Origin of the sequence: uncultured Kushneria sp., from assembly GCF_947497025.1 — a bacterium.
Classification (GTDB): domain Bacteria; phylum Pseudomonadota; class Gammaproteobacteria; order Pseudomonadales; family Halomonadaceae; genus Kushneria.
In genome coordinates this window covers 181,008-203,290 of the sequence record NZ_CANMFC010000004.1, presented here as the reverse complement: position 1 = coordinate 203,290, position 22,283 = coordinate 181,008, and the positions used below count along the sequence as shown (strand labels likewise).

Here is a 22,283-nt window from a genome sequence, read left to right as displayed (position 1 = left end):
GATATCGATCTTCGTTTTCGGTAGACCGGAAGTCAATACAATGAAGCATCATCACTTGCTCGTGGGCCTGGTCAGACTACACGTCCTTCAACATGCCGCCGAGCATGAAATCAACGGACAATGGATGATCGATGAGCTGGCGCGTCACGGCTATCGACTGAGCCCCGGCACTCTTTATCCCATGCTGCACTCGATGGAGAACAGGGGATACCTGATCTCCCGCGAAGCGCATCAGGGTAGCGTTCGCCGTAAGTTCTATCGCGCGACCGATCTAGGTCGAGAAGGGCTTGAAACGGCCAAACGCCAGCTGAGAGAGCTGTCCGGCGAGGCCTTAAAAGACGACAGTCCCTTGTAAGAGAGCCATGGCAAGGAGCCCGGATGGAGAATCAGACACCACGCCCTGCCGGACTTATTAGAGAGGTCTTCGCGGCCTTTCTGTTGCTGGGCTTGACTTCCTTTGGTGGTCCCATCGCTCACCTGGGTTACTTTCGCAGCGAGTTCGTAGAGCGACGCCGCTGGCTTTCTGAACAAGCGTACGCAGACCTGGTGACGCTCTGCCAGTTTCTACCTGGGCCCGCCAGTAGTCAGGTGGGATTCGCTTTAGGGCTGATGCGCGCCGGCCCCTGGGGCGCGGCTGGCTGAGGCATTTTCGAAAAATAAACCGGAAATCCGAATAGACTATCTGGGTACCGATACGACAGTCCAGCTGTTTTCAGGAATCGGTATCTCAAGTTATCATGCCTACAGTCGAACTTTCTCGTATCGGCCTTGGCTTTTTTTGCGCATGATTTGGGAGCTACGTAGAGAGAACTACGACTTGGCAATCCAGATTGGAGAAGGATCTTTAACCAGCTGGGCCTTTACGCACCTTTGTGGCGCAAAGAAAACATTGGGTCAAAAAGGGCGCTTGCAGAATACCTATGATTGGCTTATCGAAGGAAAAACCAGTCACGCATATGAACTACCTAGCGCTATTGCACACTCTCTAGGTTTACATTGCGAATCATTGCCGTGGATGGTCGTTAGTGAAAAAGAACATGCTAGGGCCAAAGAGCTTTTTAAGCATTCGTCTGAGGGCGGCGTTGCCGGAGTATTCGTCGGCGGTCATCTCGATAAACGATTGCCACTAATTTTCTGGCAGGCGCAGATTCGAGAGCTCAATATGACAGGAGAGAATTATGTGGTAATGGTGGGTCCCGAAGAGGAACATTATCGTCAGCACTTGGAACAGTGTTGTGGCCCCCCGGGTCAAATATTGCCCTTGATGCCTATTCGAGAATTTGCGGCTGTGCTATCTCATGTAATCACATTGATTACGCCGGACACGGGGCCTATGCACATGGCCACGGCTTAAGGAGTACCTGTGATCGCCCTACTTAATACCGATAAGTCGCGTAAGTTTTGCCCTAAGGGAATCGCCGATAAGACTCTCTTTCGTCCAACACCGACAGAGGTTGTTGCGGTGCTGTCGGGGAACCCTATTATTCAGTCCGACCGGGCAAGAAAAGAGCATATGCTGGATCGAAGGATGCTGCTGGGTAGTTGTTAAAATCCATTTCGTTTCCAATGATGCGAAGTTTGCGTTTTCAAGGCTTGGCTGAAGCTATGTGGTTGGTTCGAGTTTGGCGTTCCTCATGGTAATAGTGTAAGGTTGCCCGTTTTTTATCCGCCTGCCTGCATTTAATGCCCTTTAAATTAATTGGGTGATTGTTTTTGGGTGATGCGCCGATTTCTACTTTTTATTTCATGTGATGTGAATATTTTTCTTCAAGCTCACTCGGGAGAGGTCTACTGGATTTGGATGTGAAATCAATTATCCGATGACTGATCGAGACTCTCGACGCAAATCCTTGCGCTAGCAGGAATGGGTGTTACCTATCAGTATCTATGATCTAGTTTGTGCTGCATCAGAATAGCGATAACGTCTTATACGCGATCCCCTTGTTCACTGCCAAGACGTTGCATGGCAATGGGCTAGAGAAAGCCGGCGCGGTAGAATTAACGTTTCTGCTTTGTCTGTTGCTGGCTTCCTGTCATACCTGTCGCTCACGCAATTCGACAGGGATCACCAATGCTACGGCGTTTGTTCTCAAGACCCACCCAGAAAGCTAGGCCGTCGCAAGGCTTCATGCAGCCGTTTAGCGGTGGGGAACTGCTCGATACTCCACGCCGCCAGCAGATGGTCAGAATGCTATGGGATGCGACATCGTTGACCCAGAGGGTCTTTGACGAGTACCTCCTTGAACCGATCTGCCGGTATGCCAAGCTGGTCCAACTGCTCCCTGCCTCGGAATCACATCACCACGCCTATCCAGGGGGTATGCTGGATCATGCCCTGGAGATGGCCTGCTACGAACTGCGTCTACGTCAGCGTCATCTCCTGCCACCCGGAGCAAAGCCCGAGGATCAAAGTTCAGCAGGTGAGCTTTGGAGTGCGGCCGTCATCTACGGTGCACTCATGCACGACGTAGCCAAGACGCTGGTCGACATTGAAATTCATCTTGAGGATGGGCAGGAATGGAGGCTGTGGCACGGCCCCATTCCTGCGCCTTATCGCGTCAGGTACCGAGCTGGACGGGAGTATCACCTTCACGCGGCGGTTAATCCGTTGTTATGCGAACGAGTCCTTGGGGCGAAGGTGCTCGACTGGATGATGACGCAGCCCAAGCTTTTTGCGCTGTTCATGTACACCATCGCAGGGCACACCGAGCGAGGCGGGATCGTTGCGCAGCTGATTCACCAGGCGGATCGCGCCAGTGTCGCCAAGGCTCTGGGAGGCGATCCGCTTCAGGCTCTTTCTGCCCCGGTGGAGTCCATCCAGAGAAAGCTGGCAGAAGGCCTGCGGTGGATGGTCAAGGAGCAGTTCAAGCTCAATAAGAAGGGCGAAGTCGCTTGGCTGACTGAAGAGGCTCTCTGGCTGGTTTCACCGCGTGCGGTCAATGAACTGAAAGCACACCTATATGCTCAGGGCGTTAAGAGCATCCCAAGAGACCTCAACAGGCTCTACGGTGAGCTGCAGTCACATGGGCTGATCGAGGAAGTCACCGAGGGGAAATCGGTGTGGAAGTGCGAGATCGTGGAAGGGGACTGGAGACAGTCCTTCAACATGATCAAGGTGCCCCCAACTTTGATCTGGGGGGTAGAGGATAAGCCAGCCCCTTTTCGAGGGAAAATCACGATCAGAGGTGAAGGTGCAGTAACAGTAGATAAGTCGTCCTCAGAAGATGTGGCAGTAACCAAATCGGAATCGATCACAGAGAACAAGCCACGGGCTGGCAAGATGCTGCCGCCGCGAACCACCGACTCACAGCCTTCTTCTCAGACTGACACCGTCAATGACACTCTGGACGACGACATCATGACACTTTTTCCAGAGGTGAATCCTGAGCCGGAGATAGTTTCGGACCAGCTTCAGAGCGCTAATGCCGCTGGGCAAGAAAGCTCGGCCGAGCCAAATTCATCTAGATCTGATAAAAATGTCGGTTCTCGACCAAAGTCGAGTACACGGGGGGTTAATAATAATTCGGACCTCGGTGAGCGGTTCTGGCAGTGGTTGAAGATGGGGGGCACGGATCACTCCATCGTCATCAATGACACTAAGGCGCCCATCCATGTCGTGGAAGGCACCTATTTTCTGGTCAGTCCCGGCATATTCAAGCGCTTTAGCACCAAAGAGCTTGGTGATGAAGAACAGTGGAAGTTAGTTCAAAAGCGCTTCCAAAAGCTGGGTTTGCATATCAGAAGCCAGGGACAAAACATTCATAACGTTTCCGTCGAGGGGCCGAACAAGACCCGACTGCTGAAGGGTTACTTGATCAAGGATCCGCGAGAAGTGAGTCAACGGATACCGCCTGACAATTGGGTATTGACTTTAATTCCACACCAAGTCGATAAGGACGAAACGAATGAATGATGTGTCTTTTATGGAGTTGCTGAGCAGGTACTGTGCCGACACACATCTCAAGCCGAAATCCGTTGATAGCTATGCTTCAGCAGTGAGAGCCGCTCGCCGTCACTTCGGAAAGGAAACTTATCCGAGCATGCTCTCCAGAGAAAAAGTATGCGCTTGGCGTAAAGTGGCATTGCGTTCGAGGGAAAATCCACGTGGCATTGTCGAGGTTAGCTGGAATAATTATGTGAGGCATCTGGCTGCACTATACAATTTTGGGATCAAGCATCAACTCATAATGGTCGAGGAAAATCCGTTTAATCAGGTGCGGGTCAGGGAGCCTCGCAAGCCTAAGAAAACCTTACAGCCGTATACTATCAGGTATGTGCGTGAGGTCATGGATGTATGCCGTAGATTCGAAACCGCGCAAGGTGATCCATCGAAGCTCTATCCCGCTTGGTTTTGGGAGACTGTTATTGAGGCTTTTTATTTCACAGGTATCAGGTTGAATCAGTTGCTCCATATTAAAGCCAAAGACGTTGATCTCAAGAGAATGATTTTAGTGACTTCGTTTGAAGGATCCAAAACCTATTCTGAGTCCGTAGTGCCGATCGCAGATGGCTTGTACCCTTACATTGCAAAGCTGATGCTTGCGGCGCATCGTGAAGGTTTCAAACGTGAAGATCAGCTTTTTAACGTAAACCGCTTTTCACGTAGGCATCGGCGCAAGGAGATGGACATAAATCAGGTCGAGCATTTCTTTAAGAGGCTGTCAGGGTTTTGCGGCACGCGGGTCACACCACATCGGTTTAGGCACACTCTCGGGACCGACCTCATGGAAGACCCTGATCGTAACATCCGAGTCACCCAAATGATCCTCGACCACTCTAGTATGCGCACAACCATGGAGTATGTTCATCCTAGCGTTGACTCCATGAGGAAGGCGCTGAATCAACGTCGGTGCCCCTAGATTTTAGGCGAGCAAAGGGCGGCCCAGAGACGGCCGCTCGTTCTTGCGGCGGGCAGCTTGACAATGATCACCTCGGAATCCAAGATTGCTGATGCCAATGTAGTGCAGGCGCGGTAGGCAATTAGCCAGCACTTCATATCAGGCATGTTTTTCTTAAGCGACTGAAACTTCGGGTTTTTCCGACTCAAATAGTCCAACTGACTGTTAATCATTGGGTCACAGGTTCGAGTCCTGTTCGGGGAGCCAAAAAATCTGATACTTCGTTGTTCCCTGATAGCTCAGTTGGTAGAGCAAATGACTGTTAATCATTGGGTCGCAGGTTCGAGTCCTGCTCAGGGAGCCAATACTTGCCATGATTTGGCAAGAGAAAGTGTAATAAAGCACTTGCATCATCTCTCCTGATTTCGCCTTTCAGTTCGACGCCTCGATCAAATTTATTCAACCCCTATGTGTCGCCATTTCCCTGATGCTATATCGGCATTATTTGGTTTGAGATAATGACGTCCTTTCGAAATACCTTGTCGGCTCTTGTTTGACTCAATAAATGACGTTTGTTATAAGAAATATCCGTCTGCGGTCGAGAGTGACTTTTACCGTTGGTACTTCCAAAATTGTATTTCGGATGAATTGTATTCCGGATTATTCAATTTATGGTCGATTAGTGACTTTTTATCCAGGCGTTGATCAACAGGCCTCGAACTGCTCTGCCACTTTGCATTGATGTGAAGCGTCGATATCCTTTGCGCAGCGTTTGCTTGTTAGCAGCACTATTTATCTATTTCTTTGGCAGCATTGCGCCCATCCGCAACATTAATAATTTCAGGAATGTAAAAGAATGCCTCGCGAGAGAAACCTGTCCATCAAGGACAAGTGGTCACTTGATAATCAGCTTGGCGAGATGCTGAGAAGTCTCGACAAGCAGGAGCCTGCCAGACCCGCCTTTCTTGAAGAGCTTGAAGCATTGATGCAGAGTTATGGGATGAGTCATCAGGATACTGTTAAAATATTAAAACTCATGCGGCAAGCATAATCTGATTAGTCCTTTTTCATGGCTGTCTCAGGGCTGGGGGGGCGAGGTTTCTGGCTTGCGACCCTTGTCGGTCAGCAAGGCGTAATCGAGTAGAATCTCGGCACTTTCATCCAGAGCCGCCTGCTGAATGGGGGATTCGGACTCCGCATCTTCTCCGGCCTGCAGCGCTTCATCGCGTGCATCGGTCCATGTCTCGATCTCCGGCAGATCCAGTGCGCGGCGGCGCTGATTTTCAAGCGCCAGCTGCTCGGCTTCCTGCGCTTCCATTTCGCGCTTTCTCTGTTCTCGATTGAGGCTGACGGTATTGTTCTGAGCCTGGAATTGCTCGGCCAGCTGCGCTTCACGCGTCAGATAATGGAAGTTGGGATTGTGTTGAGCGCGCTGCTCATGTTTTTGCCTGAGTTGCGCCACAAATTGCCAGGGTTCGCCGTACATGCGATAGCTGACCGGACGGACCGTATCCCATGCCAGCGCATAGTCAAGCGCGCTTTCACCGATTTCATCCTTGTCGATTAGGCTGGGGAAGGCAATATCCGGCTCCACGCCGCGCAGCTGGGTGCTTTCTCCCGAGATTCGATAGAACTTGGCACGAGTGAGCTTCAGCTCGCCGTGGCTCAGGTCGCTGAGCGTCTGAACCGTTCCCTTGCCAAAGGTCTGGTTGCCGAGTACCAGGCCACGGCCGTAATCCTGTATGGCGCCGGCAAAGATTTCCGAGGCGGAAGCAGAAAGTCTGTCAACCAGCACGGCCAGCGGGCCATCGTAGGCAGCACCGCGATCCGTGTCACCATAAAGACTGATGCGTCCACGGGCATCGCGAACCTGAACGGTAGGGCCGCGATCGATGAAGAGGCCCACCATCGAGTTGGCTTCCTGCAGAGCGCCGCCACCGTTGCCACGCATGTCGAGCACAATGCCTTCCACGTTTTGTGTTTTCAGCTTTTCAATCAGCTGGGCAACATCGCGTGTCGAGCTGCGATAGTTCTTGTCGCCGGCCTGATAGGCATCAAAATCGACATAAAAGGCCGGTACCTTGATAACGCCAACGCGATGGGTTTCTCCATTGCGATGGGACTCGACAACGCGGCTGCTGGCCGCCTGATCTTCCAGACTGACAGTGTCGCGCGTGATCTCGATGGTACGGGTCTGGGTCACATCAACGGCTTTGGCCGGGATGATTTCCAGACGTACTTTTGAGCCTTTCGGCCCACGAATATGCTCAACGACTTCATCCAGGCGCATGCCGATAACGCTGATCATTTCGCCACTATCGCCATCACCGACGGCGACAATGCGGTCGGCCGGCTTGATCTGGCCGCTGCGCTCGGCAGGGCCACCGGACACCAGACTTGAAACGCGAACGTATTCGCTGTCCTGCTGGAGCAGGGCGCCAATACCTTCCAGCGAAAGCTTCATCTGGATGTCAAAGGATTGGCCCCGGCTGGGAGAAAGGTATTCCGAGTGCGGATCAATGGAGCCCGTGGCGGCATTGAGAACAATGCTCAGCACATCTTCGGAGTTGGTCTGTTTCACGCGGGCCAGCTGGCTCTTGTAACGGTCGGCCAGCTGTTTGGCAATCTTCTCGGGGGACATCGTTTTGCCGCTATCGCCTGCGCTCGGGCCGCTCTCGGAGACCTGAGCCGGGATGGTAGCAATTTCGGACAACACGCTGGTATCCACTACTGGCTGATTCTGCGATGTATCCGGTGCCAGTGAAAGGGTCAGGGCCGCATTTTTGAGTCGCCTGCGCCAGAGATCATCCAGCTCGCTTCGACTTTCTGCCCAGTCAGCGTCTTCAAGATTGGTCGGCAGGCGTTCATTGCTGGAGAAGTCGAAGTCGGGCTGGTTTTCGAGCCGGTCGATCAGCCATTCCAGTCGACTTTCCAGGCGCGCCTGGTAGAGATCATAGAATGCATAGACGCGATCCAGATCACCTTCCACCAGCATTTCATCAAGGCCTGTGCGCAGATCGCTGAACTGGGCAATATCTTCGCGAGTGAGATAGGCATGCTGTGAATCCAGAAGCTTCAACATGCGGCTGAAAACCTTGTCGGCCCAGCCATTATTGAGCGTTACAGGTTCATAGTGACCATATTCCAGTGATTGAATGACTTCCCGAGACGCCTGTCGCCCCTCGTCGGTCGGCTTGATTGCCTCATCACCCATTGCGGGCAGGGCAGTCAAAAGGCACAGAGCGAACACCGCAATATTGCGGGCTGGGGCAAACAGGCTCATCAATGAAGCACTCCCGGGTTCATGTACACTTTATATTCTGTTATTACGAGATTAAAAGGATCTGTTGCAGGTCAGCAGGCAGGGCCGTCATTGTAGCAGCCCGACGTGCTTATCACCGATAGGTAGTATGGGAGAATTACGTGTTTCATTCCTCGACAATTACTGATTTGTTCAATTTCCTCAAGTATTCCCCTACACCCTGGCATGCGGTCAGGGGGATGGCGTCGCGTCTTGAGGGGGCGGGCTTCATGCCACTGGATGAGACCGAACATTGGCAGCTTGTGCCTGGCAAGCGTTATTACTGCACGCGTGCCGGTGGTGCTCTGGTCGCCTTTCAGCTGCCCGAGGGGCCATTGGAGGCGCTTCGCATGATCGGCGCCCACACGGACAGCCCGGCGCTGCGTTTAAAACCTCAGCCTGTACAGATGTCGGCTCAGTGGATGCAGCTGGGGGTCGAGGTTTATGGTGGTGCGCTTTTGGCGCCCTGGTTTGATCGTGATCTGGCCGTTGCCGGTCGGGTGTATCTGCGCGATGGCGAAGGGCAGCTCAAGGAGCGGCTTTTTCAGGTCGATCAACCGGTCGCCATCATTCCGAGTCTTGCCATCCATCTGGATCGCGACGTCAATCAGGGCAAGGCACTCAATGCCCAGACGCAAATGGCGCCGGTTGTCTGGCAGGCAGGCCCCGATCAAGCGCCGCCCTCGATCGAATCCCTGCTCAAGCGCTGGTTGGCCGATCAATATGACCCTGATGATATCGGCATCATTGATTATGAATTGAGTTTTTACGATGCACAGCCGCCTTCGCAGCTGGGCCTTGAGGGCGAGATGATCAGCGCAGCGCGCCTGGATAATCTGCTGTCGTGCTATTGCGGCATGCGTGCATTGATGGAAAGCGATGGCGCGCAGGGCGCGCTTTTCATTGCCAACGACCATGAAGAAATTGGCAGTGGCAGTACCGGCGGCGCGCAGGGCACGCTGCTGGGGGATGTCGTGGCACGTCTGGTCGAAGCCCGGGGAGAGGGCGGTGCCGAAGCGCGTGTCCGGCTTTTGCAGTCATCGCGGCTGATTTCCTGTGACAATGCACACGCCGTGCATCCGAGCTATCCCGACAAGCACGATGCACATCATCAGCCCGCACTCAATCGAGGGCCGGTCATCAAGGTTAATGCCAGTCAGCGCTATGCCACAAATGCCGCGACCGGCGCGCTTTTTCGCGAGATATGCCGTGAGGCGGACGTGCCGGTGCAGACTTTCGTCAGTCGTGCCGATATGCCGTGTGGTACCACGATCGGGCCTCTCACGGCGACCCGCACCGGGGTGCCCACGCTGGATATCGGGCTGGCGCAGTGGGCGATGCATTCCATTCGTGAAACGGCGGGGGCGCATGATCCCGATTACCTGATCCGGGCACTGACGGCGTTTTGTAATCGTGAGCATCTGGCCTGAGCAGCCTGTTGTAGTACAGGCATAAAAAAACGGCATCCGAGGATGCCGTTTTTTCGTATCTGGTGGCTACGCCCTGATTCGAACAGGGGACCCCATCATTATGAGTGATGTGCTCTAACCAGCTGAGCTACGTAGCCGTTCAACGCGAGCGCATACTACGCAAAGGCCGTCAATGCGTCAAGCCCCGCACCGGCGTTTTCAGACGTTGAAACGAAAATGCACCACGTCGCCGTCCTTGAGCACATATTCCTTGCCTTCCAGGCGCCATTTGCCGGCTTCCTTGGCGCCCTGTTCGCCGCCAAGGCCTACAAAATCTTCATAGGCGATGACTTCGGCGCGGATGAAGCCCTTCTGGAAATCGGTATGAATGACGCCAGCACCCTGTGGGGCCGTGGCGCCCACCGGCACCGTCCAGGCGCGAACTTCCTTGACGCCTGCGGTGAAATAGGTCTGAAGCTCCAAAAGGCCATAGCCGGCGCGAATGACGCGGTCCAGGCCGGGTTCTTCCATGCCCAGTTCATCGAGGAACATGGCGCGCTCTTCTTCCTCGAGCTCGGCAATTTCGGCCTCGATCTTGTTACAGACCGGCACCACCACGGCACCTTCTTCAGCAGCAATGGCATGCACCACGTCCAGGTGCGGATTGTTGTCAAAGCCTTCTTCATGAACATTGGCGATGTACATGGTGGGCTTGAGGGTGAGAAATCCAAACCCCTTTAAAAGCTTCTTTTCCTCATCATCAAGGCCGAAGCTGCGAAGAGGGTGGCCTTCTGCGACATGGGGCTGAATACGCTCCAGCAGCGCCTTGCTGGTCAGTGCTTCCTTGTCGCCGCCCTTTGTCACACGCGCCAGGCGTTGAATGCCGCGCTCAACACTATCCAGATCTGCCAGGGCCAGCTCGATATTGATGGTCTCGATATCGGCGCGTGGATCGACCTGGTTGGAGACGTGGATGACATTGTCGTCATCGAAGCAGCGCACCACATGCGCGATCGCATCGGTTTCACGGATATTGGCCAGAAACTGGTTGCCCAGGCCTTCACCTTTCGAGGCACCGGCCACAAGGCCCGCGATATCCACGAATTCCATGGTGGTCGGGATGACCTTCTCGGGCTTGACGATCTCGGCGAGTCGGTCGAGGCGGGGGTCCGGCATCGGCACGATACCGGTATTGGGTTCGATGGTGCAGAAGGGAAAATTTTCTGCATCGATGCCTGACTTGGTCAGGGCATTGAAGAGGGTCGATTTGCCCACGTTGGGGAGGCCGACAATACCGCAATTGAATCCCATGGAGGTGCATCCTGCAATGTAGGGCGATGTTATTGATTCGATCCGCAGAGCGGGTCGAGATGGTGCGGAGTTTACCTGTTGCCGTGGTCGCCTCGCTACCGTAGGGCGGATGTTCGGCGGCTGACAAGACCCGCGCCGCAGGCGGCCAGCAGCATTCCGCCGACCTGCAAAAGCCCGAGCGTTTCGTCAAATAAAAGCCAGCTCAAAAAAGCGACTACCGGTGGTACCAGATAAAAAAGCGATGCCACGCTTGAGACCGGGCCGCGACGTATCATGACCAGCAGCAGAGAGATGGCGCCTACCGACAGGCCAAACACCGACCATAAAAGGCCGGTCCATGCCTGCCAGTTCGACTCAAAACGCATGTCTTCGGTGGTCAGTGCCAGGGGAAGGGTCACCACCAGGGCACCAATAAACTGAATGGCGGCATTGGTGCGAAGATCAGCACCGGGGCCGGTTCGTTTTTGCCAGATGGTTCCCAGCGTAATGCTCAGCATGGCAATCAGTACCGCCGCCAGCGGCATGGGATCAATCGCGCCGAAATCCGTCTTGAGCCCGGGCAGTAGCACCAGCAGTGTGCCGACAAGGCCGATCAAAACGCCCAGCCACTGTCGAGCATCGGGGCGCTCATGGAGCATCGAGGTGGCAAAAAGCGTCGTGGCCAGTGGTTGCAGCCCAACCACCAGCGCCGCCACACCTGCGGGCAGACCACGATTGACCGCCCAGAAAACGCCACCCAGATAGAAACTTTGCAGCAAGATGCCGACTACCAGCGCTCGCACCCAGGCCGCTCGCCCGCGTGGCCAGCTGGCACCTGCCGCCTGTGCAATCAGCATGAACACCAAAGCGCTGAGAAAAAAACGATAGCTCAGGAAGGTGAGCGGGTCGGTCCAGGGGGCAACCAGCCGTGCTGCGATAAATCCGGTCGACCAGATGCCGATAAAGGCCAGCGGTATGAACCGTTCTAGCGTCATGACAGGCAGCTCCTGCGGCGAGGGGCGCGCGGCTAGGCGGCGCTGAAACTGTGGAGCTGGTTCATGGCGCGCGCCCAGTCACCGGCGAGCGCCAGTGGCAGGGTCTCCAGAGACGCCTCGATGGCGTCATCGATGGCCTGACGCTCTCCCTTTCCCGGGGCACCCAGCACGTAATTGACCACTTGGCTGGCGCTGCCGGGATGACCGATGCCAAGCCTCAGGCGGTGAAAATTTCTGTTCTGGCTCAGGGCGTTGATGGTATCACGCAGGCCATTGTGGCCGCCGTGACCACCGCCCTGTTTGTAGCGGGCCTGGCCGGGAAGCAGGTCGAGCTCATCGTGTACCACCAGAAGCGACTCGGGCGGCAGCTTGTAAAACGCAGCCAATGCGCCGATCGACTGACCGCTGTGATTCATGTACGTCGAAGGCGCCAGCAGATGAATATCCCGGCCTTCGATGGTCGCGCGGGCGTAGTGGCCCAGCAGCTTGCGCTCGGAACGAAGCGTGGCGTGATATCGGCCGGCCAGGGCGTCAATCAGCCAGAAACCAGCGTTATGACGGGTCTGCGTGTACTGGGCGCCCGGATTGCCCAGCCCTATGATCGCTTTGATATCGCTCATGAGGCGTTCTCGCTAATGTGATCACAACGCCCTGCGGTGCATGCAGGCCATACATCAGAACGGCCGGGCGAGCCGGGCGCGAGCCCGGCCCGACCGGCCGTCAGGCATCAGATGGCAGAAGCCATCCTTAGACCTGCTCGCCCTCGCCGCCGTTGTCGGCTTCGGTGCGCGGAGCGTCATCGGACGGCTCGCTTTCACCTTCTTCATCGGTGCCACGATCTGGATGCGTGATCGTGACGATGCCGGTGTCGTGATCTTCACCATGGGTCAGCGCCACAATGGTGACACCCTTCGGCATCGGAATGTCGGACAGGTGCAGGGTATCACCCAGTTCCATGTTGGCGACATTGACTTCCAGATACTCGGGCAGATCGGCCGGCAGGCAGCTGACTTCAACGTCGTTGGCCAGAACGTGCAGTACGCCGTCCTGTTCGCGAACGCCCTTGCACTCTTCATCACCGGCAAAGTGAAGCGGTACGGTGATGGTCAGCTCATGCGTGGCATCAACGCGCATGAAGTCAGCGTGCGTGATCAGCTCCTTGTAGGGGTGGCGCTGCAGATCACGGATGACGACCTGTTCCTTCTTGCCATCAACATCGATGTTGACGATGGAAGAGAAGAAGGCTTCTTCTTCAAGCGCCTTGTAAAAGGCCGGTTTGTCGATGGCGATCGGCTGCGGCTCGGTGCTGCCACCATAGATGATGGCCGCGACACGTTCGTTCGCACGACGCAGGCGGCGGCTCGCACCTTTCCCCAGCGCCGTACGAGCGACAGCGGTCAATTGATAATCATGTTTCATGGGTTGGACCCTCATTGGTTCAAGTCGAAAACGACACGGCCCGCGACCAGACCTGTGCCGTTTTATCGGGCTTTCGCATCATGCGAAAGCGATTACCGGCGCAATATCAGTGAAACATCGCGCTGACGGATTCTTCATTGCTGACGCGGCGAATGGCTTCCGCGATCAGGCCGGCCACTGACAGCTGGCGAATCTTGCCGCTGCGACGGGCATGCTCGGCCAGCGGAATGGTGTCAGCGACTACCAGCTCATCAAGCTGGGATTTTGAAATATTGTCGACCGCCGGACCCGACAGGATCGCATGTGTGGCATAGGCCAGTACGCGGCGGGCACCGTGCGCCTTGAGCGCTTCGGCAGCCTTGCACAGGGTACCTGCCGTATCGACCATGTCGTCGACCAGTACACAGGTGCGGTCCTTGATATCACCGATAATGTGCATCACCTGTGCCTGATTGGCAGACGGGCGGCGCTTGTCGATGATGGCAAGGTCAGCGTTGAGCTGTTTGGCGATGGCACGGGCACGGACGACGCCGCCGACGTCGGGCGAGACGATGGCAATGTCGTCGTAATTCTGGCGCTCGATGTCATCAAGCAGAATGGGTGAGCCATAGACGTTGTCGACCGGTACGTCGAAAAAGCCCTGAATCTGATCGGCATGCAGATCCATGGTCATGACGCGGTCCACGCCGGCCTTGACCATCATGTCGGCCACAACCTTGGCAGAAATCGGCACGCGTGCCGAGCGGACACGACGGTCCTGTCGGGCGTAGCCGAAGTAGGGGACAACAGCCGTGATACGAGTCGCACTTGCCCGACGCAGGGCGTCCACCATCAGGATGAGTTCCATCAGGTTGTCATTGGTCGGTGCACAGGTCGACTGAAGAATAAAAACGTCCTTGCCGCGCACGTTCTCGTTGATCTCGACCGCGATCTCGCCATCGCTGAACTGACCGACCGTGGCATGACCCAGACGATTATCAAGACTTTCGGCCACCTTGCGGGCAAGCTCGGGGTTGGCGTTCCCCGCGAAGACCATCAGTTTAGACACGCGCAGCCACCTTTGGACGCTTGTAGAAAATCGGGGTGGTTTGAAGTCAAACGTGAGTGACATCGAAAAGAGATGGCTGGGGTACCAGGATTCGAACCTGGGAATGCCGGTACCAGAAACCGGTGCCTTACCACTTGGCTATACCCCAGTAACCTTTGATGCAAGCGCTGACGTTCAATGCTTCATGATACTCCGGTATCCTGGGATACTCGAAGCCTGTTCAGAGCCTGATGCAGAGGAGAGATGTTACAACCGCGTGCCCTGAAAACGCTCCAGCGATTCGGGTACGCATGCCGGGCGATACCATAGAGTATCTCCTTTTCCAGTTCAAGCGCTGACGTTTCATCCTCGATGGGGCAGAAAACGCAGGCGCCGGTTCCGGTCAGCATGGCGGGCCCGTGCTGGCGAAGCAGGTCAATGACCTCACCGATACCCGGTTCAAGCCTTCGCACCACGGCCTCGCAGTCGTTATGACCTCCCTGCAGGGCGCGCGACATACTAATCAAGGGGGTGTCGCGTGTCAATTGCGGGTGGCCGAAGACTCTGGCCGTCGATACGCTCACGCCGGGATGAACCACGACAAACCAGGGGGTCTCCAGCGGGGCCGGAATCAGTCGCTCGCCCACGCCTTCGCCCCAGGCGGCGAACCCCCGGACAAACACGGGAACATCGGCCCCCAGTGTCAGCCCCAGCGTTGCCAGATGATCCGTATCCAGCCCGAGTTGCCAGAGATGATCAAGCGCCAGAAGCGCCGTAGCGGCATTGGAGCTGCCGCCACCCAGGCCACCTCCCATCGGCAGTCTCTTGTCCAGGGTGATCTCCACACCCGGTAATGGTCGATCAACAACGCCCTGTAGAAGGTGGGCGGCGCGAACAATGAGGTTGTCACCAAAGCTGACACCTTCTATCTGTGGTGACAAAGTGATGGCGTCATCGTCGCGCAGACGAAAATGCAGCGTGTCGCCGTGATCCAGAAACTGAAACAGGGTCTGCAGCTCGTGATAACCGTCGGCACGTTTGCCCACGATGTGCAGCATGCGGTTGAGCTTGGCCGGTGCCGGCAGGGTCAGTGAAGCATCTCCGATCATGGCAGGTCGGCCTGTCCCGGCTGCCAGCGATTGATGACCAGCGTGGTGCGCAGATCGTCATAGGTCATGACAATGCGTCGCGGCAGCCACAGCCCGTCTGCCTGGCGCCAGTCGCGATAATCGATATGCCAGCCGGCCTGATCCATCGTGGCAGGGAAGCCGACGTCGTCTTCACTCATGCGGTACGGACCGCGTGGGTCCGGCAGGCCGCGTACCCAGTAGACCAGTGAGGAGAGCGGCAGCGACCAGCCCATCTGCTGTGCCATTAGTTCCTCGGGGGTCGGCGCCTGGAAGGTGCCATCGCCGTTGGTCAGTGTGACCTGACGACCATTCCCCTTCAGCGTATTGCGGCCGGTCCCCCAGGGGCCGCTGACCGAAATGCGATATTGATCGGCACGCTGGGTCCAGTCGAGGTTGGCACTCTGGCTGTCATCCGGGGTGCGAATGCCGACCTTGCCGGCCGCTGTCCAGGTGTCCAGAGCTTCAAGGCTTGACTGCTGGGTGCGCCAGTCGCCGGGATGGCGGTCTTCCTTCTGGGAGGGGGCCTGAGTGGCACAGCCGGCCAGAAGGACGATCAGGGCGAGGGTCAGAAACTGTAGCGTGCGACCGATCGCAGTGCCTGATGTCATGGGGTGTTCTCCTGGGAAGTGACAGTGGATGAATTCGTTACCTGTGGTGGCGGGCTGAGCGGGGTCAGCAGCGGATAGCGGCTCAGCAGCTCATCAATGGTAGGGTGCTGGCGAAAACGTGCCGTCGCCCCGGCAATGATACGTCGTGCCTGCTCGCTGTCGCCGCTGGCCCAGAGGGCTTCGGCCAGATGGGCGGCGACCTCTTCATCCGGCATCAGGGCGTAGGCCTGCTTGAGCAGCGCCACGGCCTGATCGAGGTGGCCCAGATGAAAGTGCGCCCAGCCCAGGCTATCGACAACCGGTGCCGATTCCGGGGCCAGTTGATGGGCGCGCTCAAGGAGTTTCAAGGCTTCCTCATGACGGTCGGTCTGCTCGGTCAGGGTATAACCAAACGCATTGAGGGCATCGACATTGTCCGGGTCGCGTTTGAGCAGGGTGCGCATGTCGCGCTCCATGGCCTTGAGATCCTGATGCTCGATGGCGCGAACGGCGCGTATATAAAGCAGGCTGTCGTTGTCGGGGGCGCGTGCTCTGATGGCGCTGTCGAGCAGCTGGTCGGCGCGCGGACGCTGATCGTTCTGGTCCAGCAATGACAGGGAGAGCTCCATGAGCGCGGCATACTGATCGGGATAGTCATTTTCCTGGCTCTGTAGCCAGCTCAATGCGTCATCGATGCGCTTTTGCTCAGAGAACAATCGAACGCCGCGTACACGTGCCGTCATGAAGTGCTCCCCTTCGGGAACGCGCGCGTACAGTGCCAGTGCCTGGTCGATGTCATCGAGTCTTTCGCTGGCAAGACCTGCCAGCATATAAAGCTCGCCCGAGGGTGAGGCGCTATCCTCTGCCAGTGCCGGTTTCAGCAGTCGCCTGGCAGACTCGGCATGGTCATTGCGCAGATAAAGCTGTGCCAGCGCCAGACGCAGCTGAAGGTTGTCCGGCATCTCCTGCATCAGGAGGTCGAACTGCTTTTCGGCGGCATCAACATCGTTCATGGCCAGGTTGGCCTGTGCCATGGCCAGAATGAAGCGGTTATCATCCGGCGCCAGGTCATGGCCGCGCCGGGCGTATTCAAGTGCCCTGGCGGCATCTTCCCGGTCCAGCGCGATCTGGCTGCGAGCCAGCCAGAGGGCCGGCAACCCGACATCCAGTGTCTTCGCGCGCTCAAGGTCCTGGTCGGCAGCGTCGTTATTGCCCTGCAGTGACCGCAGCAGAGCGCGTGTAATCAGCGGATGAGGCTGGTCGGGGTGGCGCTTGAGATAGCTTTCCAGCGGGGCCAGCAGTTCTTCAGGGTTGGCGCCGCTGGTAATGGCCTCTTCCAGAAAGGCCTCAAGATCGGCATCCTGGTCACTGGCATCGACTTCCAGCAATAGTGCCATGGCGGTTGACCACTCACCCTGCTCGGCAGCCGCGGCGGCCAGGATGCGACGGGGCGTCGCACTGTTGCGGTCCAGAGCTGCCCAGCGATTGGCAGCGGACACGACCAGCTGCGAATCGTTGCTCAGGCGTGCTATCTGGGTGGCGCGTCGCGCCAGGGCGATGTCCTGATGACGCTGGCTCTGCTGCAAATAAGTGCGGGCGGCCAGCCCCATGTCCCCACGCTGTGCGGCAATGTCGGCTCCCAGCAGCGCGCCGAGTGTGGCGCCATCCAGCCTGTCTCCAGAAGCATTGTTCTGCTTTCTGGTCGTGTCATGTTGCTCGTCGCTGATGTCATGAGAGGTTGACGACGCTGCCGGGCCATCGGCCGCCATGGACGGCATCGGCCAGAGTGTCGTAGGCAGCAGCAGGGCGGCCATCGATAGCCATAGTGTGCGTTGGCGCATCCGTGTCCTCATTGATGGCGAAACCTGCAGGGGCTATGAGGCTGATGAAAGCGTTCCATCCCATGGCGCCCGGGGCTATGTTAGAATGCACGACCATGAAGTGCGAGCACCATGCGGTACGCAATCCTTTGGCGCCGTTCATGCAGGAAATACGCACTGTATCACCGATAACGGACCTGACCTGGCAGGATTGGATACCTGACACATTATCCAGTCGTGTCTCAGCGTTCTACACGAACGTTATAGCTAATACGGTATCACGATGCTTCTTTCTCTAGGCATCAATCATAAAAGTGCGACCCTTGAAGTACGTGAGCAGGTCGCTTTCTCTTCCAGTCAGATGGCACTGGCCCTTGAAGACCTGGTATCCCTCGAGGAAGTTCAGGAAGCCGCCATTCTGTCGACCTGTAATCGAACCGAAATCTATTGTCGGCTCGAGGGAGGAGATGAGCGCCTGGTACTTGAATGGCTCGGCCACTTTCATCGCTTGCCCATCGAGTCGCTCGAGCACTGCGCCCGGTGGCACCGGGACGGCGAGGCCGTGCGTCATCTGATGCGAGTTGCCTGCGGTCTGGACTCGATGGTGCTCGGAGAGCCCCAGATTCTGGGCCAGATCAAAAGCGCCTATCAGGTCGCCAGAACCCATCACACCCTGGGTAGCGATCTCGAGCGTCTTTTTCAGCATACCTTTGCCGTGGCCAAGCAGGTGCGCACTGAAACCGGTATCGGTGAAAACCCGGTGTCGGTGGCCTATGCCGCGGTCAATCTCGCCGGTCGCATCTTTGACGATATTCGCCAGTCCCGGGCGCTTTTGATCGGCGCCGGAGAAACCATTGAGCTGGTAGCCCGCCATCTGCGCGAGGCCGGTATTCAGGGGATTATCGTTGCCAATCGCACGCGTGAGCGCGCGCAGACGCTGGCCGATGAAGTCGGTGGCGTGGCCATTGGCCTGGATGAGCTGGAAAATGCGCTGGTCTGTGCCGACATCGTGATCTCCTCGACCGGCAGCCCCACACCGCTTCTGGGCAAGGGCATCGTGGAGTCGGCGCTGAAAACGCGCAAGCATCGCCCCATCTTCATGGTGGATATCGCCATCCCGCGGGACATCGAGCCGCAGGTGGGCGAGCTTGACGACATCTTTTTGTACAGCATTGATGATCTCAATGACGTCATTAGTGAAAATCGTCGTTCGCGTCAGGCCGCCGCCGATCAGGCCGAAGAGATGATTCTGGCCAATGTCTCGGCCTGGCAGCATGAGCGCCGGGTACGCAGCGCCGGTGATCTGATCCGGCGCCATCGTCATCAGGCCGAGATTCTGCGCGCCGAAGCCGAGGCTGAAGCGCTGGCGGCCCTGTCACGAGGGCAGGACCCCGAACGGGTGATCCAGAAACTGACGCAGCAGCTGACCAATCGGCTGCTGCATGGCACGACTTCACGCATTCGCGCGGCCTCCGGTGCCGAGCGGGTGGATCTGATTCAGGCGGCGGAGGAACTCTTGATCGACGACAGCGCATTGCACCGGGAATTGCCATGAAGGCCTCGCTCAGAGACCGTCTTGACGGCTTTGCCGAACGTTTTGAAGAGCTTTCCAGACTGCTTTCCGACCCGGGCGTCATCGGTGATCAAACCCGATTTCGCAACTACTCCCGCGAGTATGCCGATCTGGAAGCGCTGGTCGGTCAGTGGGCGCGTTATCGCGAACTTGAAGAAGATCGTGACAGCGCCCGACAGATGCTCGAGGACAGTGACCCGGACATGCGTGCCATGGCGCAGGACGAGATCGTCGAGATCGATGAAAATCTTGAAGCCCTGGAGCCTCAGCTGCTGCAGCTCTTGATCCCGAAGGACCCGGATGATCAGCGCAGTGTCTTTCTGGAAGTCCGTGCCGGTACCGGTGGTGATGAAGCGGCGCTCTTTGCCGGCGACCTCTTTCGCATGTATTCGCGCTACGCTGAAAGCCGCGGCTGGAAGATGGAAACCATCAGCGCCAGTCACGGTGAACAGGGCGGCTTCAAGGAAGTCATCGCCCGGGTGGCCGGCGGGGATATCTATGCCCGGCTCAAGTTCGAATCCGGCGCGCATCGGGTGCAGCGGGTGCCGGCCACCGAATCCCAGGGACGTATTCACACCTCGGCCTGTACCGTAGCGGTCATGGCCGAGGCTGACGAGGTGGCCGAAGTCGAGCTCAACCCGGCTGATCTGCGGGTGGATACCTTTCGCGCCAGCGGCGCCGGCGGCCAGCATGTCAACACCACCGACTCCGCGATCCGCATTACCCACCTGCCGACCGGCACCGTGGTGGAGTGTCAGGACGAGCGCAGCCAGCACAAGAACCGCGCCCGTGCCATGTCGCTGCTGGCCGCCCGTCTCAAGCAGAGCGCCGAGAGCGCCCGACATCAGCAGCAGTCCGACACGCGTCGCTCGCTGGTAGGCTCCGGCGATCGCAGCGAGCGCATTCGCACCTATAACTTCCCGCAGGGCCGGGTCACCGACCACCGCATCAACCTGACGCTCTACAAGCTCGGCGAAGTCATGACCGGGGCGCTGGATGACATCATCGACCCGCTGGTGCACGAGTATCAGGCCGATCAGCTGGCGGCCATGACCGGTGAAAATGGCTGACGGCTCCCTCCATGCGCATTGATCAGGCGCTGGCGGAGGCCGTGGCCCGTCTTGCCTGCTGCTCGACCGATGAGACCGCCACGCCCCATCTGGATGCTCAGCTGCTGCTGGCGCATGTGCTGGGACGTTCGCGTACCTGGCTGTATACCTGGGGGGATCGCGAGATCGAAGGCGCCGAACTCGAGCGCTTTTATGCGTTGATCGAGCGACGGGCGCAGGGGGAGCCGGTGGCCTGGCTGCTGGGCTATCGTGAATTCTTCGGCCTGCGTCTGGCCGTGTCGCCTCATACCCTGATTCCCCGCCCCGACACCGAAACGCTGGTCGAACAGGCGCTCTTGCGCATGCCGGCCAACGGCGCCCGTGCGCTGGACCTGGGCACCGGCAGTGGTGCCATCGCACTGGCACTGGCCTTTGAGCGCCCGGCCTGGCAGGTGACGGGCATCGATATCGTGGCGGGCGCGGTGGCTCTGGCACGGCGCAACGCCGACGCGCTGGGGATCACCAATGCCCATTTTGAAGAGGGCAATTTCTTCTCGGCGCTGTCACCTGCAGCCCGCTTTGAGTTGATCGTCAGCAACCCCCCTTATATCGACGAATTTGATGAGCATCTGGGACAGGGCGACGTCCGCTTTGAACCCCGCTCGGCGCTGGTGGCCGGACAAAATGGCATGGCCGACCTGCTGCATCTGATCGATACCGCGCGCCGCTTTCTGGCGCCTGATGGCTGGTTGCTGCTGGAGCACGGCCATCAGCAGGGCCACGAGGTAAGGATTGCGCTGATCGAGGCCGGCTATGGCTGCGTCAGCACCTGTCAGGACCTTGGCGGGCGCGAGCGCGTCAGTCTGGGACAATGGCCGTCGCCATTATCGGATTCTTTAAGGCAGGAGGGCTCATGAACGACGACCAGCTGTTGCGCTATAGCCGCCAGATCATGCTTTCCGAGCTGGATTACGACGGTCAGGTTCGGATCATGGAAGGCCATGTATTGATTATCGGGCTGGGCGGTCTGGGTTCACCGGCCGCGCTGTATCTGGCCGCCGCTGGCGTCGGCACGCTCACGCTGGCCGATGATGACCGGGTCGATCTTTCCAACCTGCAGCGCCAGATTGCCCATGGCGAGGCGGATATCGACTGCTTCAAGGCGCAGTCGGCCGCCGAGAGCATTGCTGATATCAACAGTCACTGCCACACGCACGTCATTACGGAACGGCTGCAGGGCGAAGGGTTACAACAGGCCGTAGCGCGCGCGGATGTCGTGCTGGACTGCACCGATCGCTTCGAGAGCCGGGACGCCATCAATCGTGCCTGCGTGACAGCCGGCACACCGCTGGTCTCCGGCGCGGCCATTCGCTTCTCCGGGCAGCTCGCCGTCTTCGATGTTCGTGACCCCGCCGCTCCCTGCTATGCCTGTCTCTACGGCGACAGTGCCGATGACGACGCGCTGACCTGCGCCGAAAGCGGCGTCATTGCCCCGCTGGTCGGCATGATCGGCAGCTATCAGGCACTTGAGGCGTTAAAGCTTCTAAGCGGCTGTGGCACTGCTCAGAAGGGCTTGTCCACCTTCGATGGTCTGAGCGGGCAGTGGCGCCACTTCGGGCTGGGGCGTGACCCGCACTGTCCGGTGTGTCAGTCGCGTCATTAAAGGCAAACCGTGTTGTAAAAGCCGCGCCCGAGCGCGGCTTTTTTGTGGTCGCCCGCCTTGCTTTTGATGAAAAGCAGCCGGCGGCGTTCTCCAAAAACAACGCCAACGGATCAGGCCGATCAAAAAAACGCGCTAAATTTTTTTGATCCATGGCCGCCTGGCGCATTTTCCCACCATAATAC

Annotated in this window: 19 protein-coding genes, 3 tRNA genes and 1 pseudogene; 12 read left to right on the top strand and 11 right to left on the bottom strand. The window is 57.5% G+C overall.

Translation table 11 applies throughout. From position 1 onward, the window contains the following. Positions 1-40: 40 nt before the first annotated feature. The 7 genes and pseudogenes from Q0931_RS09290 to Q0931_RS09260 all read left to right on the top strand — a co-directional run bounded on the left by Q0931_RS09290 (position 41) and on the right by Q0931_RS09260 (position 5,889). Positions 41-355 (top strand): PadR family transcriptional regulator, encoded by a 315-nt coding sequence (locus Q0931_RS09290; protein WP_035476263.1) that lies wholly within the window; start codon positions 41-43, stop codon positions 353-355. Between the two features lie 23 nt (positions 356-378). Then, positions 379-633: pseudogene (locus tag Q0931_RS09285) on the top strand (chromate transporter); the annotation flags it as partial. Between the two features lie 151 nt (positions 634-784). Next, positions 785-1,354 carry a glycosyltransferase family 9 protein gene (locus Q0931_RS09280; RefSeq protein WP_299259561.1) on the top strand — a complete coding sequence of 190 codons (570 nt, stop codon included), beginning with the start codon at positions 785-787 and terminating at the stop codon, positions 1,352-1,354. Positions 1,355-2,128: 774 nt separating this feature from the next. Further along, positions 2,129-3,913, top strand: a complete 1,785-nt coding sequence (gene mobH, locus Q0931_RS09275; RefSeq protein ID WP_299259559.1) for a MobH family relaxase — start codon at positions 2,129-2,131, stop codon at positions 3,911-3,913. Next, the gene (locus Q0931_RS09270) at positions 3,906-4,859 is read left to right on the top strand and encodes a site-specific integrase (RefSeq protein WP_149437408.1); all 954 of its coding nucleotides are present in this window, start codon (positions 3,906-3,908) and stop codon (positions 4,857-4,859) included. The genes mobH and Q0931_RS09270 overlap by 8 nt, the downstream gene beginning before the upstream one ends. Positions 4,860-5,126: 267 nt before the next feature. After that, positions 5,127-5,202, top strand: a tRNA-Asn gene (locus tag Q0931_RS09265). A gap of 492 nt (positions 5,203-5,694) precedes the next feature. Beyond that, complete coding sequence (locus tag Q0931_RS09260) at positions 5,695-5,889, top strand: hypothetical protein (RefSeq protein WP_299259557.1); 195 nt, start codon at positions 5,695-5,697, stop codon at positions 5,887-5,889. Between the two features lie 27 nt (positions 5,890-5,916). Here Q0931_RS09260 and Q0931_RS09255 read toward each other — a convergent pair whose 3' ends face one another. Continuing rightward, positions 5,917-8,121, bottom strand: coding sequence for a carboxy terminal-processing peptidase (locus Q0931_RS09255; protein ID WP_299259555.1), 2,205 nt, complete (start codon positions 8,119-8,121; stop codon positions 5,917-5,919). A 140-nt stretch (positions 8,122-8,261) separates the two neighbouring features. Between Q0931_RS09255 and Q0931_RS09250 the strand changes: the two genes are divergently transcribed. Continuing rightward, positions 8,262-9,569, top strand: a complete 1,308-nt coding sequence (locus tag Q0931_RS09250) for a M18 family aminopeptidase (protein ID WP_299259553.1) — start codon at positions 8,262-8,264, stop codon at positions 9,567-9,569. 60 nt (positions 9,570-9,629) lie between these two features. Here the strand turns inward: Q0931_RS09250 and Q0931_RS09245 are convergent. The 10 genes from Q0931_RS09245 to Q0931_RS09200 all read right to left on the bottom strand — a co-directional run bounded on the left by Q0931_RS09245 (position 9,630) and on the right by Q0931_RS09200 (position 17,837). Further along, positions 9,630-9,706 (bottom strand) — tRNA-Met (locus Q0931_RS09245). Positions 9,707-9,767: 61 nt separating this feature from the next. Then, positions 9,768-10,859: a redox-regulated ATPase YchF gene (ychF, locus tag Q0931_RS09240; protein ID WP_299259551.1), complete on the bottom strand. Its 1,092-nt coding sequence runs from the start codon at positions 10,857-10,859 to the stop codon at positions 9,768-9,770. Positions 10,860-10,954: 95 nt separating this feature from the next. Next, positions 10,955-11,833, bottom strand: coding sequence for a DMT family transporter (locus Q0931_RS09235; protein ID WP_299259549.1), 879 nt, complete (start codon positions 11,831-11,833; stop codon positions 10,955-10,957). A gap of 32 nt (positions 11,834-11,865) precedes the next feature. Beyond that, positions 11,866-12,453, bottom strand: a complete 588-nt coding sequence (gene pth, locus Q0931_RS09230) for an aminoacyl-tRNA hydrolase (RefSeq protein ID WP_299259547.1) — start codon at positions 12,451-12,453, stop codon at positions 11,866-11,868. Positions 12,454-12,580: 127 nt separating this feature from the next. After that, positions 12,581-13,252: a 50S ribosomal protein L25/general stress protein Ctc gene (locus tag Q0931_RS09225; RefSeq protein WP_299259545.1), complete on the bottom strand. Its 672-nt coding sequence runs from the start codon at positions 13,250-13,252 to the stop codon at positions 12,581-12,583. A 106-nt stretch (positions 13,253-13,358) separates the two neighbouring features. After that, the gene (locus Q0931_RS09220; RefSeq protein ID WP_189519292.1) at positions 13,359-14,300 is read right to left on the bottom strand and encodes a ribose-phosphate pyrophosphokinase; all 942 of its coding nucleotides are present in this window, start codon (positions 14,298-14,300) and stop codon (positions 13,359-13,361) included. 73 nt (positions 14,301-14,373) lie between these two features. After that, positions 14,374-14,448 (bottom strand) — tRNA-Gln (locus tag Q0931_RS09215). Positions 14,449-14,482: 34 nt separating this feature from the next. Next, on the bottom strand, positions 14,483-15,388 hold the full coding sequence (ispE, locus tag Q0931_RS09210) for a 4-(cytidine 5'-diphospho)-2-C-methyl-D-erythritol kinase (RefSeq protein ID WP_299259541.1): 906 nt from the start codon (positions 15,386-15,388) through the stop codon (positions 14,483-14,485). Further along, entirely contained in the window at positions 15,385-16,017 is a 633-nt protein-coding gene (lolB, locus tag Q0931_RS09205) for a lipoprotein insertase outer membrane protein LolB (RefSeq protein WP_299259539.1), read from the bottom strand. The genes ispE and lolB overlap by 4 nt, the downstream gene beginning before the upstream one ends. Further along, entirely contained in the window at positions 16,014-17,837 is a 1,824-nt protein-coding gene (locus Q0931_RS09200; protein ID WP_299259537.1) for a tetratricopeptide repeat protein, read from the bottom strand. Before Q0931_RS09200 ends, lolB begins: the two co-directional genes overlap by 4 nt. Before the next feature lie 262 nt (positions 17,838-18,099). On the opposite strand from Q0931_RS09200, the gene hemA reads away from it, so the two are divergent. The 4 genes from hemA to moeB are packed head-to-tail and all read left to right on the top strand — an operon-like array spanning position 18,100 to position 22,101. Then, positions 18,100-19,371: a glutamyl-tRNA reductase gene (gene hemA, locus Q0931_RS09195; RefSeq protein ID WP_299259535.1), complete on the top strand. Its 1,272-nt coding sequence runs from the start codon at positions 18,100-18,102 to the stop codon at positions 19,369-19,371. Then, a complete protein-coding gene (gene prfA, locus Q0931_RS09190; protein WP_299259533.1) occupies positions 19,368-20,459 on the top strand; it encodes a peptide chain release factor 1 in 1,092 nt (363 codons plus the stop codon). Before hemA ends, prfA begins: the two co-directional genes overlap by 4 nt. 11 nt (positions 20,460-20,470) lie before the next feature. Next, positions 20,471-21,355: a peptide chain release factor N(5)-glutamine methyltransferase gene (gene prmC / locus Q0931_RS09185; RefSeq protein WP_299259531.1), complete on the top strand. Its 885-nt coding sequence runs from the start codon at positions 20,471-20,473 to the stop codon at positions 21,353-21,355. After that, positions 21,352-22,101: a molybdopterin-synthase adenylyltransferase MoeB gene (gene moeB / locus Q0931_RS09180; RefSeq protein ID WP_299259529.1), complete on the top strand. Its 750-nt coding sequence runs from the start codon at positions 21,352-21,354 to the stop codon at positions 22,099-22,101. The genes prmC and moeB overlap by 4 nt, the downstream gene beginning before the upstream one ends. Positions 22,102-22,283 lie beyond the last annotated feature (182 nt).

Bases quoted from the DNA above. Each gene is read 5' to 3' on its own strand.
- Q0931_RS09290 (WP_035476263.1), top strand. From the start codon at position 41: ATGAAGCATCATCACTTGCTCGTGGGCCTGGTCAGACTACACGTCCTT.
- Q0931_RS09280 (WP_299259561.1), top strand. From the start codon at position 785: ATGATTTGGGAGCTACGTAGAGAGAACTACGACTTGGCAATCCAGATT.
- mobH (WP_299259559.1), top strand. From the start codon at position 2,129: ATGCAGCCGTTTAGCGGTGGGGAACTGCTCGATACTCCACGCCGCCAG.
- Q0931_RS09270 (WP_149437408.1), top strand. From the start codon at position 3,906: ATGAATGATGTGTCTTTTATGGAGTTGCTGAGCAGGTACTGTGCCGAC.
- Q0931_RS09260 (WP_299259557.1), top strand. From the start codon at position 5,695: ATGCCTCGCGAGAGAAACCTGTCCATCAAGGACAAGTGGTCACTTGAT.
- Q0931_RS09255 (WP_299259555.1), bottom strand. From the start codon at position 8,121: ATGAGCCTGTTTGCCCCAGCCCGCAATATTGCGGTGTTCGCTCTGTGC.
- ychF (WP_299259551.1), bottom strand. From the start codon at position 10,859: ATGGGATTCAATTGCGGTATTGTCGGCCTCCCCAACGTGGGCAAATCG.
- Q0931_RS09235 (WP_299259549.1), bottom strand. From the start codon at position 11,833: ATGACGCTAGAACGGTTCATACCGCTGGCCTTTATCGGCATCTGGTCG.
- pth (WP_299259547.1), bottom strand. From the start codon at position 12,453: ATGAGCGATATCAAAGCGATCATAGGGCTGGGCAATCCGGGCGCCCAG.
- Q0931_RS09225 (WP_299259545.1), bottom strand. From the start codon at position 13,252: ATGAAACATGATTATCAATTGACCGCTGTCGCTCGTACGGCGCTGGGG.
- ispE (WP_299259541.1), bottom strand. From the start codon at position 15,388: ATGATCGGAGATGCTTCACTGACCCTGCCGGCACCGGCCAAGCTCAAC.
- lolB (WP_299259539.1), bottom strand. From the start codon at position 16,017: ATGACATCAGGCACTGCGATCGGTCGCACGCTACAGTTTCTGACCCTC.
- Q0931_RS09200 (WP_299259537.1), bottom strand. From the start codon at position 17,837: ATGCGCCAACGCACACTATGGCTATCGATGGCCGCCCTGCTGCTGCCT.
- hemA (WP_299259535.1), top strand. From the start codon at position 18,100: ATGCTTCTTTCTCTAGGCATCAATCATAAAAGTGCGACCCTTGAAGTA.
- prfA (WP_299259533.1), top strand. From the start codon at position 19,368: ATGAAGGCCTCGCTCAGAGACCGTCTTGACGGCTTTGCCGAACGTTTT.
- prmC (WP_299259531.1), top strand. From the start codon at position 20,471: ATGCGCATTGATCAGGCGCTGGCGGAGGCCGTGGCCCGTCTTGCCTGC.
- moeB (WP_299259529.1), top strand. From the start codon at position 21,352: ATGAACGACGACCAGCTGTTGCGCTATAGCCGCCAGATCATGCTTTCC.